At 61.9% G+C, this 16,515-nt stretch carries 17 protein-coding genes; 6 read left to right on the top strand and 11 right to left on the bottom strand.

Going from position 1 to position 16,515, the window contains the following annotated elements:
• Positions 1-26: 26 nt before the first annotated feature.
• From PLO63_13675 to PLO63_13665, 3 genes are read right to left on the bottom strand one after another with little or no spacing between them, the layout of a single operon-like run.
• Entirely contained in the window at positions 27-1,274 is a 1,248-nt protein-coding gene (locus PLO63_13675) for an iron-containing alcohol dehydrogenase (protein HOI75189.1), read from the bottom strand.
• A 19-nt stretch (positions 1,275-1,293) separates the two neighbouring features.
• A complete protein-coding gene (locus PLO63_13670) occupies positions 1,294-2,457 on the bottom strand; it encodes an iron-containing alcohol dehydrogenase (protein HOI75188.1) in 1,164 nt (387 codons plus the stop codon).
• A 10-nt stretch (positions 2,458-2,467) separates the two neighbouring features.
• Positions 2,468-2,998, bottom strand: a complete 531-nt coding sequence (locus tag PLO63_13665; GenBank protein HOI75187.1) for a hypothetical protein — start codon at positions 2,996-2,998, stop codon at positions 2,468-2,470.
• Between the two features lie 439 nt (positions 2,999-3,437).
• Here PLO63_13665 and PLO63_13660 point away from each other — a divergent pair, with 439 nt between their 5' ends.
• From PLO63_13660 to PLO63_13650, 3 genes are all read left to right on the top strand, one after another.
• Positions 3,438-4,334, top strand: coding sequence for a prenyltransferase (locus PLO63_13660; protein HOI75186.1), 897 nt, complete (start codon positions 3,438-3,440; stop codon positions 4,332-4,334).
• Between the two features lie 190 nt (positions 4,335-4,524).
• Positions 4,525-5,760: an OFA family MFS transporter gene (locus PLO63_13655; protein HOI75185.1), complete on the top strand. Its 1,236-nt coding sequence runs from the start codon at positions 4,525-4,527 to the stop codon at positions 5,758-5,760.
• Positions 5,761-5,894: 134 nt separating this feature from the next.
• Positions 5,895-6,677 carry a cyclase family protein gene (locus PLO63_13650; GenBank protein HOI75184.1) on the top strand — a complete coding sequence of 261 codons (783 nt, stop codon included), beginning with the start codon at positions 5,895-5,897 and terminating at the stop codon, positions 6,675-6,677.
• A gap of 22 nt (positions 6,678-6,699) precedes the next feature.
• Here the strand turns inward: PLO63_13650 and PLO63_13645 are convergent, their stop codons facing one another.
• The 3 genes from PLO63_13645 to PLO63_13635 all read right to left on the bottom strand — a co-directional run bounded on the left by PLO63_13645 (position 6,700) and on the right by PLO63_13635 (position 8,053).
• Positions 6,700-7,377: a C39 family peptidase gene (locus PLO63_13645; protein HOI75183.1), complete on the bottom strand. Its 678-nt coding sequence runs from the start codon at positions 7,375-7,377 to the stop codon at positions 6,700-6,702.
• Positions 7,378-7,559: 182 nt separating this feature from the next.
• The gene (locus tag PLO63_13640) at positions 7,560-7,763 is read right to left on the bottom strand and encodes a hypothetical protein (GenBank protein ID HOI75182.1); all 204 of its coding nucleotides are present in this window, start codon (positions 7,761-7,763) and stop codon (positions 7,560-7,562) included.
• A gap of 32 nt (positions 7,764-7,795) precedes the next feature.
• Entirely contained in the window at positions 7,796-8,053 is a 258-nt protein-coding gene (locus PLO63_13635; GenBank protein HOI75181.1) for a hypothetical protein, read from the bottom strand.
• 313 nt (positions 8,054-8,366) lie between these two features.
• Between PLO63_13635 and PLO63_13630 the strand changes: the two genes are divergently transcribed.
• Entirely contained in the window at positions 8,367-9,161 is a 795-nt protein-coding gene (locus PLO63_13630; GenBank protein ID HOI75180.1) for a class I SAM-dependent methyltransferase, read from the top strand.
• 79 nt (positions 9,162-9,240) lie between these two features.
• Entirely contained in the window at positions 9,241-9,522 is a 282-nt protein-coding gene (locus PLO63_13625) for a hypothetical protein (protein HOI75179.1), read from the top strand.
• A gap of 20 nt (positions 9,523-9,542) precedes the next feature.
• On the opposite strand, the gene PLO63_13620 is transcribed toward PLO63_13625, so the two are convergent.
• Entirely contained in the window at positions 9,543-10,073 is a 531-nt protein-coding gene (locus PLO63_13620) for an OmpH family outer membrane protein (protein ID HOI75178.1), read from the bottom strand.
• Between the two features lie 255 nt (positions 10,074-10,328).
• Here PLO63_13620 and PLO63_13615 point away from each other — a divergent pair, with 255 nt between their 5' ends.
• Complete coding sequence (locus PLO63_13615; protein ID HOI75177.1) at positions 10,329-10,961, top strand: class I SAM-dependent methyltransferase; 633 nt, start codon at positions 10,329-10,331, stop codon at positions 10,959-10,961.
• On the opposite strand, the gene cutA is transcribed toward PLO63_13615, so the two are convergent.
• The 4 genes from cutA to PLO63_13595 all read right to left on the bottom strand — a co-directional run bounded on the left by cutA (position 10,954) and on the right by PLO63_13595 (position 16,509).
• Positions 10,954-11,277: a divalent-cation tolerance protein CutA gene (gene cutA, locus PLO63_13610; protein ID HOI75176.1), complete on the bottom strand. Its 324-nt coding sequence runs from the start codon at positions 11,275-11,277 to the stop codon at positions 10,954-10,956. The genes PLO63_13615 and cutA overlap by 8 nt on opposite strands.
• Positions 11,278-11,286: 9 nt before the next feature.
• A complete protein-coding gene (locus PLO63_13605) occupies positions 11,287-12,651 on the bottom strand; it encodes a sigma-54 dependent transcriptional regulator (GenBank protein ID HOI75175.1) in 1,365 nt (454 codons plus the stop codon).
• 251 nt (positions 12,652-12,902) lie between these two features.
• Positions 12,903-14,678, bottom strand: coding sequence for an ATP-binding protein (locus PLO63_13600; GenBank protein HOI75174.1), 1,776 nt, complete (start codon positions 14,676-14,678; stop codon positions 12,903-12,905).
• A 478-nt stretch (positions 14,679-15,156) separates the two neighbouring features.
• Positions 15,157-16,509: a replication-associated recombination protein A gene (locus PLO63_13595; GenBank protein HOI75173.1), complete on the bottom strand. Its 1,353-nt coding sequence runs from the start codon at positions 16,507-16,509 to the stop codon at positions 15,157-15,159.
• Positions 16,510-16,515: the final 6 nt, after the last annotated feature.

The following is a 16,515-nucleotide window of genomic DNA, read 5'->3' as shown; positions in this document are numbered from 1 at the left end:
GCCTTGCCGCGCGGCGATCCCCGGCCTTACCCTTTCCTGATGCGGCTCCGGTCCAGGGGCCGGCCCTCCCAGGCCGCTTCCAGGATCATCAACATGTCTCTGGCGTCCATCTCCTCGGGATTGTAGAAGACGGCCCCGTCACGCCGGGCCGCCTCCACGATGGCCGGAAGCTTCTCGCGCGGGACCATGGGCTTCCCGTCACGATCCACGACTTCCTTGAGGAAGCGGAAATGCCGCCCTCCCGTGGCGTCGTGAAGATCCTGGTTCATCTGCCGGACAAGGTCGATCACCTTCTGCGCCCGTCCGGCCGGCGGTGTGGCGGCGTAAGCCTCCGGACCGGCCAGGGGCAGGAGCAGCTCGGCGATGACGGCCTCCCGCTTGTGGAGGTTGTATTCCAGCCCGTAAGGAAGAAACATGGCCATGCAGGCCCCGTGGGGAACCCCGCAGGCGGAGCCCGTGGCATGGCCGAGATTGTGGACGAGACCGACCATGGAATTGGAGAAGGCGATCCCGGCCAGGGTCGCCGCATTGGCGAGGGCCAGCCTCCCCTCCCGGTCACCCGGATTCCGGACCACGGCGAGGAGGTGCCGGCCGATCAGGTCGATGGCGGCCAGGGCGTGGGTGTCGCTCAGGGGATTCTTGGCGAGGCAGAAATAGGCCTCCATGGCGTGGGTCAAGGCGTCCATGCCCGTCGAGGCGGTCAGGGCGGGAGGCAGCGTGAGGGTCATGCGGGAGTCCAGAACGGCCGCGTCCGGGAGAAGAAAATAGCTGGCAAAGGCCAGCTTCAGGGACTTCTCATGGTCCTTGATCACCGCCGCCTGGGTCACTTCGGAGCCCGTACCGGCGGTGGTTGGAATGGCGAGGAAGGGCTTCAGCGGGCGCTTCAGGGCGTTGGCGCCACAAAACGCCAGGAGGTTGTCGGAATTCTCGGAGACCAGGATGTTGACGCCCTTCGCCGTGTCCATGACGGACCCGCCGCCAATGGCAACGATGCAGTCGCAGCCGCTCGCCCGGAACAGTCCGGCCAGGCGGTTGACGACCTTCACGTCCGAATCCGGCGGGACTTCGTCGTTCACCGCCCCGATCTCGACGCCGCCCCGGACGGCGTTCGTCACCAGATCCAGGAGCCCCGCCCCGGCCACCCCCCGATCCGTGACGATGAAGGGCCGGCCGGCCCCAAGCCCGGCCAGGACGGCGGGGATCTTTTCCAGCGCGTCGTGGCCGGACAGGACGTTCACGCGGCAGCAGAATTCGTAATAGCCAGGCACGTTCATGGATTTCACCTCTCGCCGTTCAGGCGGCTCTTTTCCCGTTCCAGGCCTCTTCGAGGACCGCCATCGAGTCCTCCACCATCCATGATCCCTCTCCGCTCGCGGCACCGCCTGCCAGATCCGCCATGCGCTCCCGCGGCAGGCCCGCCTCCTCCAGGTTCCGCGGGACGATTCGCCCCGCGGCCGCCAGAATGTCCTCCAGCATGCGGCCGAGAAGGGGGGGAACCGCTGCGCTGCGCTCCGCCTCCGCCGTTTCTGAAAACCGGTCCATCCCGGCCAAGGGAAGAAGAAGACGGGAAAGGTCCCGGCCATCCCGGCCCGCGAGGCGGGCGGCAACGGAAGGCAGGAGAAGCCCCATGGCGGCCCCCGCGGAGATATCCGCCGCGCTCGCGATGGCCTCTCCCAGGACGTGGGCCGGCCCGAGGGGGGCATTGGAGAAGGCGCAGGCGGCACACACGGCGGCATTCGCCAGGGCGACCCGTTCGTTTTCGTCCGCCGTTCCACGGATTCCCGGAACCAGGGCTTCGCGAAGAAGGGCCAGCGCCCCTCCGGCATACGCTTCCACCAGGGGATTTTCCGGGGCGGTGAAGTATGCTTCGACGGCATGCGCCCAGGCCGCGAGGGCGCCTTCCACCAGGGAGGCGCGATTTCCGGGTGCGAGCATCCGGGGGTCGATGACGACCAGGTCCGGCATCAGGCGGCGGGACAAGTACTTCCTGTCCCCGAGAACGGCATGCTGCGACGCCTCGTAGCCGGTCCCCCCGGAACGGGGAACGGCGACGAAGGGACGAAGCCTTCGCGGTATCCGGTCCTCCCCGGCAAAGGCTTCCAGGTCTTCGGGTCTGCCGGAAACGGCGATGTTCAGGATTTTGGCGGTGTTCATGACGGAACCGGACCCGACGGCCACAAGGGCGTCGAACCCCCGTCCCAGGTACAGGCCGGCCAGATCGCGGATCAGGGCGGGATCCGGGTCCGGAGGAACTCCGCCGTAGAATCCCAGGACCAGGCCCGACTCGCCGAAGGCTTCCTCGACGATCCGGTCCAGACCGGCACGGATTCCCTCCGGATCCGTCAGGATCAGGGGTTTCCCCGCGTTCATCCCGTCCAGTTCGAAGGGGAGGTGCTCCAGGGCTTTCCGTCCCGCGTTGATTTTGATGGGGCTCAGGAAGGCAAAGGATTCGGTCATGGCTCTCTCCTCAGATCCCCAGGACGGACCTGAGATAGATCAAGGGCCGGCCGATCAGGATCCGCCGCAAGGGCCAGGATGGATACCGCTTGACCGCCAGCCTGGCGATGGGTTTCACCAGCAGGTAGACCTCCACGGCGTCGAGGATCCGGACGACGGCGCAGGCCGCGGGGATATCGCCGTCCACGATGAGGCGGTTTCGCGCCGTGGCGGCCGCCGTGCTCTCCCGGAACGTGAACATGAGCATGGCCGCCTCGATGTTCTTGATCTTCATCTCCAGGTCCGGCTTCCGCGGTCCCGGGCTCGTCCCGAGATAGCGCACGCCCCCGCTCGCATCCTTACCGATGGCCATGGCCGGACCCGACGGCAGGACCGCCAGCGAAAAGGTGAATCCGGGTGGCAAGTCATCAAATTCCGAGGCGATTTCGTCATCCACCCGGGCGGCGGCCTGTATCGCCCGGCCGACGAACCAGAGCATGAAGGCAACATACATTCTCTGGAGAGGCTTTTTCCCGGCCGCGACCTGCCGGAATGCATCCATTCATCCACCTCCTGTTCCTTGAATCGACCCGTGGACGGCACCCACTCCATCCGCGGACGGGAGAGCCGATTCCCCGGTCAGGACAGGCCGGTTTTCACGCCGGCACCTGACGGGCATGGACTTCCGAGCGGCGCATTATACAATGACCGGACCGTTCCCCAAAAGACATATTGATAAAAAAATCAAGCGGACCATGAAATCTGTCCGTCGCGTGCAGAACGCCTGCGCGCGGGCCGCGGAGAAGATTCCGCGTACAGGAGGGAGACGGGAACGAGGAGCCATGCAAAGAGGCAGCGGAAGGGGCCGCCTCCGGTTCGCGGCGATGTCTCTCCATCGGCAGTTGCAGGGCTCGTCTCCCCGCCATAAATGCTTGACTTGGGAGCCTGTCCCGATTACATTCGCCTCCCGTGGAAACATCCGGAAAGGCAGGATTTTGCGTATGCTGGAGACCGTAAAGAAATACTTCATTGCCACCCGCCCCTGGTCGTTCACGATGTCTCTCATTTCCGTATCGGTGGGAACGCTGCTCGCCGCGGAGGAGGGATCGATATCCTGGATCTGGTTCGCCCTGACGGCCGTCGGCATCACGACCTTCCACGCCGCGGCCAATCTTATCAACGATTATTGCGACACCCGCTACGGCGTCGACCAGGAGGACTCACCGACGGCGAAATACCGCCCCCAGCCGCTGATCTCGGGAATGCTGACCCCCCGGCAACTCCTTGCGGAGACCGCCGTCATGCTGGCCATCACCATCACCATTGGAACGGTGGCGGCTTTCTTCCGCTCCTGGCACGTCCTCTGGATCGGGATCATCGGGGTCCTGACCTGCGTTTTCTACACGGCGGGGCCCGTCAAGTTCAAATACCGCGCCCTCGGCGAATTCGCCGTCTTCATGATGTGGGGCCCCCTCATGATCGAAGGGGCATATGCCGTACAGCGCGGGGGACTTTCCAGCAAGGCTCTGCTCATTTCCATTCCCTTCGGCGTCCTTGTCGCCCTCGTCCTCTTCGCCAACAACATGCGGGACATTGCCTATGACGCCCGCCAGAACGTCAAGACCATCAGCATCATGCTGGGCAGCCGCAGGAGCTACCTCCTCTTCGCGGGGATGATCGTTCTCTCCTATGCGTACGTGCTCGGAATGATTGCAACGGGCGTCATGAGCTTCTGGGGACTCCTCATCTTTCTCTCCGTTCCCAAGGCGGTGAGCCTTCTGAAGACCTTCCGGGAGAAGATCCCCGACATGGCCGACGCCCTGACGGCACAGTTCGATACCGTCTTTGGGATACTCCTCCTGCTGGCGATCCTGCTGGACACCAGGGCGGTCATTTGATGAAGTCCCGGCTTTTCCATTTTGAACGAGAACCGAAAAAAGCTCCCCCTGGGGAGCTTTTTTCGGCCCGTCCCTGTCCGTATCTGCCCGGCCCGTTCGCCGGCTGGATACTGCAACAAGCGATGCAAACACATACGGAATCTGGTATGGTGCGCATGCCATACATAAATAATGTGCCAGGGAGGATATGATGAGTAACGAAAACCTGGAAGGAAAACGTTGGTGGATCGCCATTGCGGCGATCGTAATGCAGTTGTGCCTGGGAACGGTGTATGCGTGGTCCGTTTTCAAGAAACCCCTGATGAACACCCACGGCTGGGGGGAGACGGAAACGCAGGTCACCTTCATGATCTGTATAGGCGTGATTGGTCTGGCCGCGGCGTTCGGTGGAACCCTAGTGGATAAGAAAGGCCCCAAGTTCGTGGCCACCCTGGGAGGCGTGCTCTTCGGCATCGGGACACTCATGGCGGGGCTGGCCGACTCGATCGGCAGCATCTGGCTCCTGTACCTGGGCTTCGGCCTCATCGGCGGTCTGGGGAACGGCTTCGGCTACGTAACGCCCATCGCCACTCTGATCCGGTGGTTTCCCGACAAGCGGGGGCTCGTGACGGGACTCGCCGTCATGGGATTCGGCGCCGGCGCCTTCTTCATGGGCAAGATCGCCCCGGACATGGTCATCTCCATGGGCGTGGCCAACACGTTCTACATCTGGGGCGTCATCTTCCTGATCGCCGTAACCGGTGCCGCACAGTTCTACAAGAACCCCCCGGCGGGCTGGCTGCCGGCGGGCTTCAAGCCGGCCGCAGCCGGCGGCGTCTCGGCGGCGGATTCCTACAAGTTTGACGAAGCGGTCAAGACCCGCCAGTGGTGGATGCTCTGGGCGATGCTGTTCCTGAACGTCTCCGCCGGCCTGGGCCTCATCTCCCAACTCTCGCCCATGGCCCAGGACGTGGTGAAGGCATCGAATCCCGGGATCCCGGCTGCCGCCCTCGCCGTGGCGGGCGGAACGATCCTGGCCGTCGCCTCCATCTTCAACGGCCTCGGCCGGCTTCTCTGGGCCTGGCTCTCCGACGCCATCGGCCGGAAAAACGTCTTCATGACCATGTTCGTCACCCAGGCGGTCCTGTACATCGTCCTTCCGGGCATCTCGAGCCAGCTTCTCTTCACGGTCATCGCCTGTTATCTCCTGGCCTGCTACGGCGGCGGGTTCGCCACCATGCCGGCCTTCGCCGCGGATTCCTTCGGCCCCAGCTACATCGGCAAGGTCTACGGGATGATGCTGACCGCCTGGGGCGCCGCGGGAGTCGTCGGCCCCCTGGTGTTCGCCCAGATGAAGGGAATCGCCCTGTACGTGGCGGCGGGGCTCCTCATCGTCGGGTTCGTCCTGGCCCTGCTCTACAGCAGGCCTGAACGGAAAACCGCCTGACAGAAACACGCCCGCAGCGGCCGGTCATTTCGCCTTCGGCCACCCTGCTCCGTCACCCCGGCCTGCCAGCGTCCATCCCTGAACCTGGCAGGCCGGGCGTAACGGCTGGAATCCGTTACCCCAAGGAGGGAGCCATGACCAGAAAGCGTTTCGTCGACCTGAGCATCGCCATCGAGTCCGGCCTTCCGTCGGACCCGCCCATGATGATCCCGAAGATCGACTACATCGATCATGCCATGGGCGCCCCCAGCATGCTCGATTTCTTCCCGGGAATCCGGCAGGACCAGCTCCCGGGCGGTGTCGGCTGGGCCGTCGAATTCGTCCATCTCGCCACCCACAGCGGAACCCACCTGGATGCGCCGTACCACTACCACCCCACCCAGGACAAGGGGAAGCCAGCCATGACCATCGACGAGATCCCCCTCGAGTGGTGCATGAGCGACGGGGTCCTGCTGGACTTCCGGCACAAGGGAGACGGTGAGCGCATCACCGCCGGGGATGTTCAGAAGGAGTTGGACAGAATCCGCTACGAGATCAAGCCGCTGGACATCGTACTCGTCCAGACGGGGGCGGAAGCGGCCTGGGGAAAGGCCGAGTATCTGCTCAAGGGGGCGGGCATGGACCGGGAAAGCACCCTCTTCCTGACGGAAAAGGGCGTGCGCGTGGTGGGCATCGACGCCTGGAGCTGGGACAGGCCCCTGCCGTTTCTGGCCAAGGAATTCCAGGAGAAGGGGGATCCCCGGGTCGTCTGGGAGGCCCACTTCGCCGGCATTGAAATCGGCTACTGCCACATGGAGAAGATGGCCAACCTCTCCGCCATCGGTCGCCCCCACGGGTTCACCGTCTGCTGCTTCCCCGTCAAGATCAAGGGGGCATCCGCCGGATGGTGCCGGCCGGTGGCCATCATCGAGGATTGAACACGGGAAGGGAACGGTTCCTTTACAGCCGTGTCGGGGTCACGGTCACGGAGGCACCCGTCCAGACTTTCAGGAAGCTCCGGTAGGGAACCTGGACGGCAAGCCCCGTGGCGGGCTCCGCCAAGGTCATCACCTGCCGGCTGTCATCGTACCCGATGACCACAACAAGATGCCCCTCGCTCTGCCCCGGCTCCTTCAGGGGCACCATGACAGGCACATTTGAATCGATGCAGCGCTTGACGACTTCAAAGCCGGTCCGCTCCCGGAGCCAGGCCCGAAGCCCGGCGATGCGATTGATGTAGCGGCAGATCGTCGCCAGGGTGGTACCGGTATTCCGGTTTTCGTAAACCCCGAAGGCGATATCGTCCTGTCGTCCGGGGAAACCGTAGTATTTCAGGACCATCTCGGCGCTGGCAGCCACACACCAGGGTCCCTTCTGCTTCACCAGGGGGAAAGGGGTGATGAGATGGGAGGTTGCGGCAGATGCTTTCGCCCTGTCCGACGACGAGCCGGCATCCTGCACGGATGCGGCGGAACGGGGATTCGACGACGAGGCCAGCCCGGAGGAAGGCGCCGGCGGGTCATGGAAGATCCGCTCGGCCTGGGCCGGTGCCATGGGCATGTTGGTGAAGAGAACGCTCCCGTCCGGGGCGGTGTAGCGATAGATATCCCCTGCCTCCGCGAATGACGGCAGAAGCATCGCCAAAGCCGGCAGGACAAGGAAGGCCAGGAGAGCAGATCGCGTAACCGTCCCGGGTCGGCCGGCGGCACACAGGAGGAACCTTTGTCCGGAGCCGATTCGGCTCAGGATACCGGACACCGAACCGCGTGTTCGTCCTTCTCCGCAGGATCGCCGTTCCCGGGGAAATGCCTGTCGAACCATCATTCGAGATCAGCCCCGGAAAGAAGGGTTTCGATGCGATCGAAAACATCTTCCAATTCTTCTGTCTGGTCGTCGTCCAGTTTCAAGGCATAGACGGACTGTTTCAAATCTTCCACGGCCTCCCGGATATCCTCGATACGCTCCGCCAGCTTCTCCGCCATTTCCGAAATGGACTCGATCTGAGTCTGCAGCCGCTCGATCATGACTCAACCTCCCCGGCTCCATTCATCCCGGTTCAAGCAAGCAAATCTTCCATTTTCTTGAGGTGCGCCTCGAATCGGGCCCTGTCCCCGTCATCCAGCGAGCTCTGAACGATTGCCTGCCTCAGGTCACCGACGGCCGCTCTGACCGCCTCGACCTTTTCCTGCATGGATATGGATTCTTTCTGTACGTCCTTCAGGATATCCCAGACCGATTCCAGACGCCTTGACAGGACATCCACGATTTCCTCGTACGTCGCCTCCAGTTCACCCTTCAATGCATCCATCGTCACGGTTCACTCCCGTTTCATTGCCGCTGCGCTCCCCGGACCCACAGGCAGTGTGAAACACGGCTGAAAAAGGTCGGGAAGAAATGGTCCTTCCACATCAGAATGCTGACGCCGTCCCGGGTCCGCCAGGCCTACACGTCCCTCATGGAGGGGGCGGAAGCGCCCTTGATATGCATCATACGATTCCCCGGCGGCGATCGTCAAGGAGCAAAGCCGGACCGTTCATGCCTCCCGGATGTATGCGGGGGGGCCTTTACGGAACCGTTGCGAAACCACCACGAATCGGGTACAGCCGTGCTGACGGGAAGGGGGTGGCATGGTGTCATGGCTGAGGCGGACCATCCGCCGCATGGGGCAGGCGGGACCCGACGATTCCGGCCGTGAAGCGGGCCGGTATTGGCGGATGAGCGCCGATGACGACCGGATCCGGGACCAGTCTCACTGGTGCGGCTCCGGGCGCTGGGCGCGGGAACGCTGGATGGAGCACGGGGAGTTCCACCGGGATCTCCTGGAAGAACGGTTCCGCCGTTTTGCCGCTGCCGGAACTGCGTTTCCCCCAGGGGATGCGCAAGCCCTGGAATGGGGATGCGGCGGCGGCGCCCTGACCCGGATCCTCTGCGAGCGTTTTTCACGGATCTACGGGGTCGAAATCTCCGGCGCCACCCTCCAGGAGTGCAGATGCCAGATGGAGCGGCTGGGGCACCGGAATTTCAGGGACACCCTGATCGCCGCAGAGCATCCGGAATCCATCCTGGACATCGTCCCGGCGGGTTCCGTGGATTTCATCCTGTCCATTGCCGTCTTCCAGCACTTCCCTTCACGGGCCTATACCGGACGGGTGATCCGGGTCATGGAGAAGCTGCTCCGGGATGGCGCCTTCGCCTTTTTGCAGATGCGCTACTCGGACGGCTCGGACCGGTACCGGACAAAGGAAGGGGAAGGATCGTACGCCGCTCACGTCATCACCATGACGTCCTTCCCATTCCGGGACTTCCGGAATCTCCTGGAAGACACCGGCCTGGACGTCCTGGAGGCGGCCCGGGATCTGGACGACAGGCAGGAAAACCACGGCTACTTTTTCATCCGGAAAAGAGGCGGTTTGTCAGGCTGAGATTTTTCTGGTAAGCAGAGTCCCCACCCGGGCCGCCGATTCGACGGAGGCGGCGAACTCCAGGAGGAATTGGCATACCATGAGTACGGATCCATACGAAATACTCGCCCAGATGAAGATATCCTCCCTCTGCCTGCAGGTCTGCATGATGAGCACCGATATCGGCGAATCCATGGCCGCGCAGGAAGAATTCGAACAGGTCGTGGAGAACTTCCACAAGATGTTCGGGGACCGGATGGCCCCCGGGCAGCTTGAGACGGCTCGCAGAGACGTGGACCTGTTCCTCTCGATCCTGCAGCCCCTCCTGGACCAGCACATCCGGGAGCGGCAGGCCGGGGGAAGCCGGACGGACCGGCCGTAACAGGATCTCTCCGGAATCCGCTATTTCTTCTTTTCCGTCTCGCTGTCGTATATTTTGATGACCCGGTCCGTGATGTCCAGGGCCTCGTCATAGGCGGCGGCAGAGGATTTATAGAGAATAACCGTCAGCTTTTCCTTCTTCCGGAACTCCGCCAGGATGCGGTTGAGATCCTGGATTACCTTTGCCGTCAGCTCGATTTCCTTTCGCCGCAGTTCCTCTTCGAGATCGTCCTTGAACCGCTTCAGTTCCCTGGCCTCGATATTGAACTTGTCCGTCTTTGTCTTCCGGAGTTCCGCCGGCGCATTGGCGTCGAGTTTTTTCAACTCCTCCTGGAGCTTCACAACCTCTTTCTCCCGCGCGGCATAGGCAGCCTGCCTCTTTTCCTGCTCCTTCTGAAAGACAGCCCGGGCGTCCTTGGCCGCCTTGGAATCCTTGATGATTTTCTGGACGTCGATGATGCCGATCCGCACGGGGGCGGCCTGCGCCGCCGTGACAACGGAAACAAAAATCCACGGGATGCACAACAGAGACAGAACCAGCAGTCGTTTCATAAACATTCCTCCCATCTTCGGCCGAGAGGCCGGAATCGAGTACATGGATCGGGAAGCGGTCCGTGGCATATACCAGAAAAGGGAAAGGCCCGACAGGGAAAAGAGGTGTCCTTCCCGGGGTCATTATGCCCGTCGTATCATGGACTTCTCCATTTGATCGTGTTACCTTGAAGCGGAAGGAACCAGCCGGCCGAGATCTTTCACTTCAAGCCCGATTCAAACCGACGGCACGAAGCGTCGAAAGGGAAGCCCGCCATGCACCCGAGGAAAGACACGTACTGGGGCCGTTTCGCCGCCCGCTACGACCGTGCCACGGAATATGTCGTGGGACGGGACATCCGGGAGAGGCTGGTGGATGAACTGCGACGCGAGGGACCGCTGAAGGAGGTTCTCGAGTGCGGATGCGGGGCGGGTTATTTCACCCGGATTCTCGCGGAGCGTTCGTCACAGGTACTGGCAACCGACCTGTCCGGAGAAATGCTCGAGACGGCCATGATCCGGCTGGGACGATGTCCGAACGTCCAGCTGCGGGAAGCGGACTGCCGGAACCTACCCTTTCCGGATGAGCGTTTCGATACGGTCGTCATTGCCAACGTCCTGCACACGATCCCCGACCCGCTGAGGGCTTTGCAGGAAGCGGGCAGGGTGGTCAGGCGGCATGGCCGGGTCCTGGTCATTTCCTACACGGATTTCGGCATGCCCCCCTGGGAGGTGTTCTGGATGGCAATGCGTTATTACAGGATGTTCGGACCGCCCCCTCCGGATGGGCTGATCTTGTTCACCCCCTCCCGGCTCAGGGAGCTTCTGGAAGAAGCTTCTCTCACCGTTGAGGAGATCCGGATCGTCGGATCAAGAACGACGGCGCTTTACGGCCGTGCCGTCAAGTGAGCTCCTGCCGGAGCCATTCCCGGTAGGCGGGACTCACCTGCACCAGGGGCATGGAGACGATTTCCGGAACTTCGTAAGGATGAATTCCCCGAATGGCCTGCTCCAGCACATCGAACCGGTCTTCCCGGGTCTTCAGGAGGCACTGCCACTCCTGTGCCTCCTCGATCCGCCCTTTCCACCAGTAGGTGCTCGTGATCGGTCCGACCACCTGGGCACAGGCGGCAAGGCGCTTCTCCACCATGGCCCGGGCGATCCGCTGTGCATCCTCCTGCTTCTCTACCGTCGTCACGACCTGGATAAACGTCTCCATCGGCATGCTCACTCTTCAACCACGGATTCCATACTTCTTCAGCTTGTACCGGAGCATCCGCTTGTTCAGCCCGAGGCTCTCCGCCGCCTTGAGGTGCTGTCCCCCGGCTTTTTCCATGGCATCCAGGATCAGCCGCCTTTCCAGGTCCTCCACGGCGTTCCTGAGAGGTCCCTCGCTACCCGTCCCATCCTCCTCGGCTTCGGACCAGTCGTCGCGGAAGGGGAGGTCGTCCGCCGTGATCAGCGGGTTCCGGGCGATCACGACCGCCCGCTCCAGGATGTTTTCCAGCTCCCGGACGTTGCCAGGGTAGTCGTATTTCATGAGCAGATCCTGGGCTTCCCGGCTGACTCCCTCGATCTCCTTGCCGTTTTCGGCACGGAACCGCGAAATGAAATGCTGCACAAGGTCGGGGATGTCGTCCTTTCTTTCCCGGAGGGGCGGAACGGACATGAGGACAACATTGAGGCGGTAAAACAGGTCCTCCCGGAATGCTCCCTCCCTGACCCGGCTTTCCAGGTTGCGGTTGGTGGCGCTGATGATCCGTACGTCCGACCGGAGCGTCTGGTTTCCCCCCAGGCGTTGGAACTCACGCTCCTGGAGAAAGCGGAGCAGCTTGACCTGGACCGATGGCGAAAGCTCCCCTACCTCGTCCAAGAAGAGGGTCCCCCCGTCGGCCTCCTCGAACCGTCCGATGCGTCGCGCCACGGCCCCCGTGAAGGCGCCCCGCTCGTGTCCGAAGAGCTCGCTCTCCAGGAGGTTCTCATGCAAGGCTCCGCAGTTGACAGCGATGAACGGTTTCGTAGAGCGCGGACTCAACTGGTGGACCAGGCGCGCCATCAATTCCTTTCCCGTCCCGCTTTCCCCCTGGATTAGGACCGTTGCCCGGCTGGCAGCGACCCGTCCCGCGAGGTTGATGAGTTCCCCCATGGCGTTGCTCGCGTAAATGATCTGCTCCGAGGTAACGCCTTTCTGCTGGAGCTCCTGGCGGAGAAGCTCGTTTTCACGGATCAGCGTCCGGCGCTCCGCCACCCGGTCCACCAGGAGGAGCAGCTCGTCGAACTCGATGGGCTTTGTGATGTAATCGAGGGCGCCGGCTTTCATGGCGTCGACCGCCGTCTCGATGGTTCCAAACGCCGTGACGATGACGACGTCGATTTCGGGATTGATCCGCTTGACCTCCTTGAGAACCTGCATGCCGTCCATACCGGGCATCTTATAGTCCAGGAGAAGCAGGTCGAAATGGCGGTTTCTCACCTGGGAAATGGCGGTCTCGCCGTTCTCCGCCTCGGCCACGCTGTACCCTTCCCCGTTGAGGAAATCGCGGAGCATCTGCCGCTGCGACTGGCCGTCTTCAACGATCAGGATATTGAGGTTCTTCATTCCCGTCCCTCTAGGTCATTCTTTAGAGTACAGCCTGGCAGATCGGGAAAAGATTCAATCTGTCCCCAACCCGAAATGTTGCAGGCAGCTACTTTTCAACATCTTTGTCAACTCACAAGCCTTCACAGGGCTGCTCAAAAATGTCCGGATGCGAGGCTCCCGATGGACTGAGCCGCGAGTCGTCCTTTTTCGTACATCGAGCGGCGAAGGACGAGGGGAACAAAACAGACGGGCGTTGTTCAGCAGCCCCATCACACTTTGGAGCCGGCTCTCTCCGCCGGCAGAAATATCTCGAAGGTCGTCCCTTCCCCCTGGCGGCTGGTGACCCGGATCTCCCCGCCGTGCCCCCGGATGATTTCATGGGCCAGAGGAAGCCCCAATCCCAACCCCTTCTCCTTGGTCGTGTATTCAGGGTTGAAGATCTGCTCGATCTGTTCCTCCGTCATTCCGCATCCCGTATCGGCAACCCGGATGTTCACCCGTCCACGGGAGGATCGACCTGCCGCCAGGGTCAGCGTACCGCTGTCCTCCATCGATTCCATGGCATTCTTAATGAAATTCAGAAGCGCCTGCTGGAGCTTGTCCACATCCATGGGAACAACCACCGGCGGATCTCCCCAGCGGGTCTCGATGGCAATCCCTTTTTCATCGGCCTCCGCCCGGATCAGGTTCACGATCTTCTGGAGGACCTCCGACACGGGATAATCGTGCAGCTCCAGCCGACGGCTCCTGGAGAAGGTGAGGAATTCCTCGATGATCCCGTTGAGTCGCCGTATCTCGTCTCGGATCACGCCGGTCAGGACCTGAAATTCCTCCTTTTTGCCATCCGCATCGGGCACATAGTCCCGCTTCAGGCGCTGGCTGGCCATGCTGATGGCGTTCAATGGATTGCGGATCTCGTGGGCCACGCCCGCCGCCAGTTTTCCAAGAGCCGAGAGCCGTTCCGCCTTCTCCAGACGCCTCTCCATCTCGACAATCCGGGTGATGTGCCGGTTCTGGCTCTGGTAGAGGAACCACATCGACAGGAGCATGATGACCATGACCAGGGCCGCAAAGATAAAAATCTGGCGCTCGTTTTCCGACAGGATCTGGTCCGCGGCACCCCGGTCGAGGCCGATTCGAACGTATCCCGCCACCTGGCCGTTCAGTTTCAACGGGGTCGCAAAGTCAAAGAGCCTCATTCCCTCGATGGTAACCTTGCGGCTGGAGATCGCCTGGGATCCGGCAAGGATTTTTGATAGCGGAACCTCTCCTTCCGCCCACGCCTCGGGCTCTTTTCCCAGACTTCCCAGGAGCCGTCCCTGCGGTTCCTTCGCCGCCAGGTAAACAAGTCCCTGGCCCTTTCCGAGCTCCCGCAGGGCTCTCTCCACAGAGATCCTGATCCCGAAGGAGCGGTTGGTCTCGGCATCCAGGGCAATGACGGTCGTCCCACTTCCATCGGGTCTCCGCAGGGCGATAAAGGATATCCGCTTCTTCTCCGACAGACGGTTGAGGCCGGAAAGGGTGACAGGCCGGGAACCGGCCGTATCATTCCGCTCGGCATCGGTGGGCAGAAGCCGGCTCGAGTAGACGGAGACGCCTTCCCGGTTGAGGGCGGCGATGAGCCAGACGCCCCGTTCCGCAGCGAGTTTTTTGAGGGAGTCATTGCTCAACCGTCCCTCCTTCCAGTCCCGGTCTACATCCCGGGCGATCTCGACAAGGGAGGCCATGAAAGAGCGCTGGGTGGCCAGCATCGACTCCGAAAGCGGGGTAAACCGTCCTCCCTGGCGGCGCTGTTCTTGCACGAGCCGATTGAGATTGTCGATGTTCTCCTGGGCCAACCGTTCCACGACGCCTACGAAGCCCTGGGCACGCTCCTCCATGAACCGCGTCAGGGTCCGATCGATGCTCTGGCGGGTGAACAGGCCCATAACCAGGATCAGACCGATGAAGACGCCGCAGACAACCGTCATGGCCAGCGGGGGCAGGAACGAACGTCGATCCCGGGCGGCATGGTGTTCCCAGACAATTTTTCGAGGGTCCTTCACGGAGTCGATTCCCTCCGGCAAGATTGTGGAAGTTTTCCGCATCATAGGAGTTTCCCGGGAAAAGTCAACCGCGACGACGTGCCGTGACGGACAACGAAGGCCACCGTCGGCACGGTCCGGGGGGGAGAAGTTTCCCCAACTCCGGCAGGGAATGGACGGCAGACATTTTTTGTCAGGGCGTGACAATTTTTGTCACGATTCTTTAGTAACCGATTTTTCTGTGTTTTTTAAAAGAGAGCCCCGGAAAGCGATCAGCGGGTTGAACAGGCTTTGTTTTCTCCGACCGGATCCAGGAATCGGCCATTCGATACATACGGAACAATATCGAACGGTTACAAACATGCCCGCTTTGGCACGATTCCTGAATAAAGAAAGGCAACAAACGAAACAATACGGCTGATCAACCGGGCAGGGTCGGCCGATGGCAAAGCAAGCGTTTCAAGAAGCAATCCAACAAGACAACCGGAAGAGGAGGCCGTCAGGCCTCCTCTTCCTTTTTGTGCCTGCCCTTCGAATCCTGCATCCGTTTCCGCCACCAGGCCAGTCTTTCTCCGATCATCTTTTCGTATCCCCGGTCCGTCGGGTCGTAAAAGCGCTTCCCCCGCAGCTCTTCCGGCAGATGTTCCTGAAACACCATGGCGTCCTCGTAATCATGGGCATAGCGGTACCCATCGCCGTAACCAAGCTCCTTCATGAGCCGGGTGGGAGCGTTTCGAATATGCAGGGGGACCGGCAGGCTTCCCGTCCTGCGGATCTCTCCCTGGACTCTGCCGAAGGCAATGTAGGCGGCATTGCTCTTGGGGGCCGTGGCCAGATAGAGGGCCGCCTGGGCCAGTGCAAGCTCCCCCTCCGGAGAACCCAGGAAATGGTACGCCTGCAGGGCGTCGATCGCCAGGGATAATGCCCGGGGGTCGGCATTGCCGACGTCCTCCGAGGCAAAACGGATCATCCGCCGGGCCACGTAAAGAGGGTCCTCCCCGGCCGCCAGCATCCGGGCCAGCCAGTAAAGAGAGGCATCGGGGTCGCTGTCCCTGAGGCTTTTGTGCAGCGCCGAGATGAGATTGTAGTGTTCCTCCCCTTCCTTGTCATACAGGAGCGACTTTCTCTGGAGAATCTGTCCGATCCGCTCCGGTGTCACCGCTTCTCCGTCACCTTCCCCGGAAGAAAGAAACGCCGCCACCGCCTCCAGTCCGTTCAGGGCCGCCCGGGCGTCCCCGTCAGCAAAGCGGGCAAGGACCTCCAGGGCGCTGTCTTCGATCCGGAGGTTCATCTTCCCGAGTCCCTGGTCCGCGTCTTCGATGGCTCGCCGGAGAAGACGCACCAGGCTTTGCTCCGAGAGGGGTTTCAGAACCAGGACCCGGCAGCGCGACAGGAGAGGGGCGATGATCTCGAAAGACGGGTTTTCCGTCGTCGCCCCTACCAGGGTGATCAGGCCGCTCTCCACATGGGGGAGAAACGCATCCTGCTGGGCCTTGTTGAACCGATGGATTTCATCGACGAAAAGGATGGTCTGGCGTCCGAGCTGCCTCATCCGGCGCGCCTCTTCAATGACGGCCCGGATTTCCTTCACCCCCGACAGCACGGCGGAGAAACTGATGAAATGAGATTTCGTCTCGCCGGCGAGAATCCGGGCGAGGGTGGTCTTTCCGGAGCCGGGAGGACCCCAGAGGATCATGGAAAACAGGCGATCCTGGCCGATGGCCCGCCTCAGAAGCGTATCCGGCCCCACAATATGCTCCTGGCCGGAGTAATCCTCCAGGGTGCGCGGCCTCATCCGCTCCGCCAAGGGGCGGCCGGCTGCTCCGGGTTCATCCCTCTCGAAAAGGTCCATGATTCA

The organism is Syntrophales bacterium (assembly GCA_035363115.1).
In the GTDB taxonomy this organism is placed as follows: domain Bacteria; phylum Desulfobacterota; class Syntrophia; order Syntrophales; family PHBD01; genus PHBD01.
Note: the sequence above shows the minus strand (reverse complement) of the source record. Positions and strands in the feature narration are given on the sequence as shown.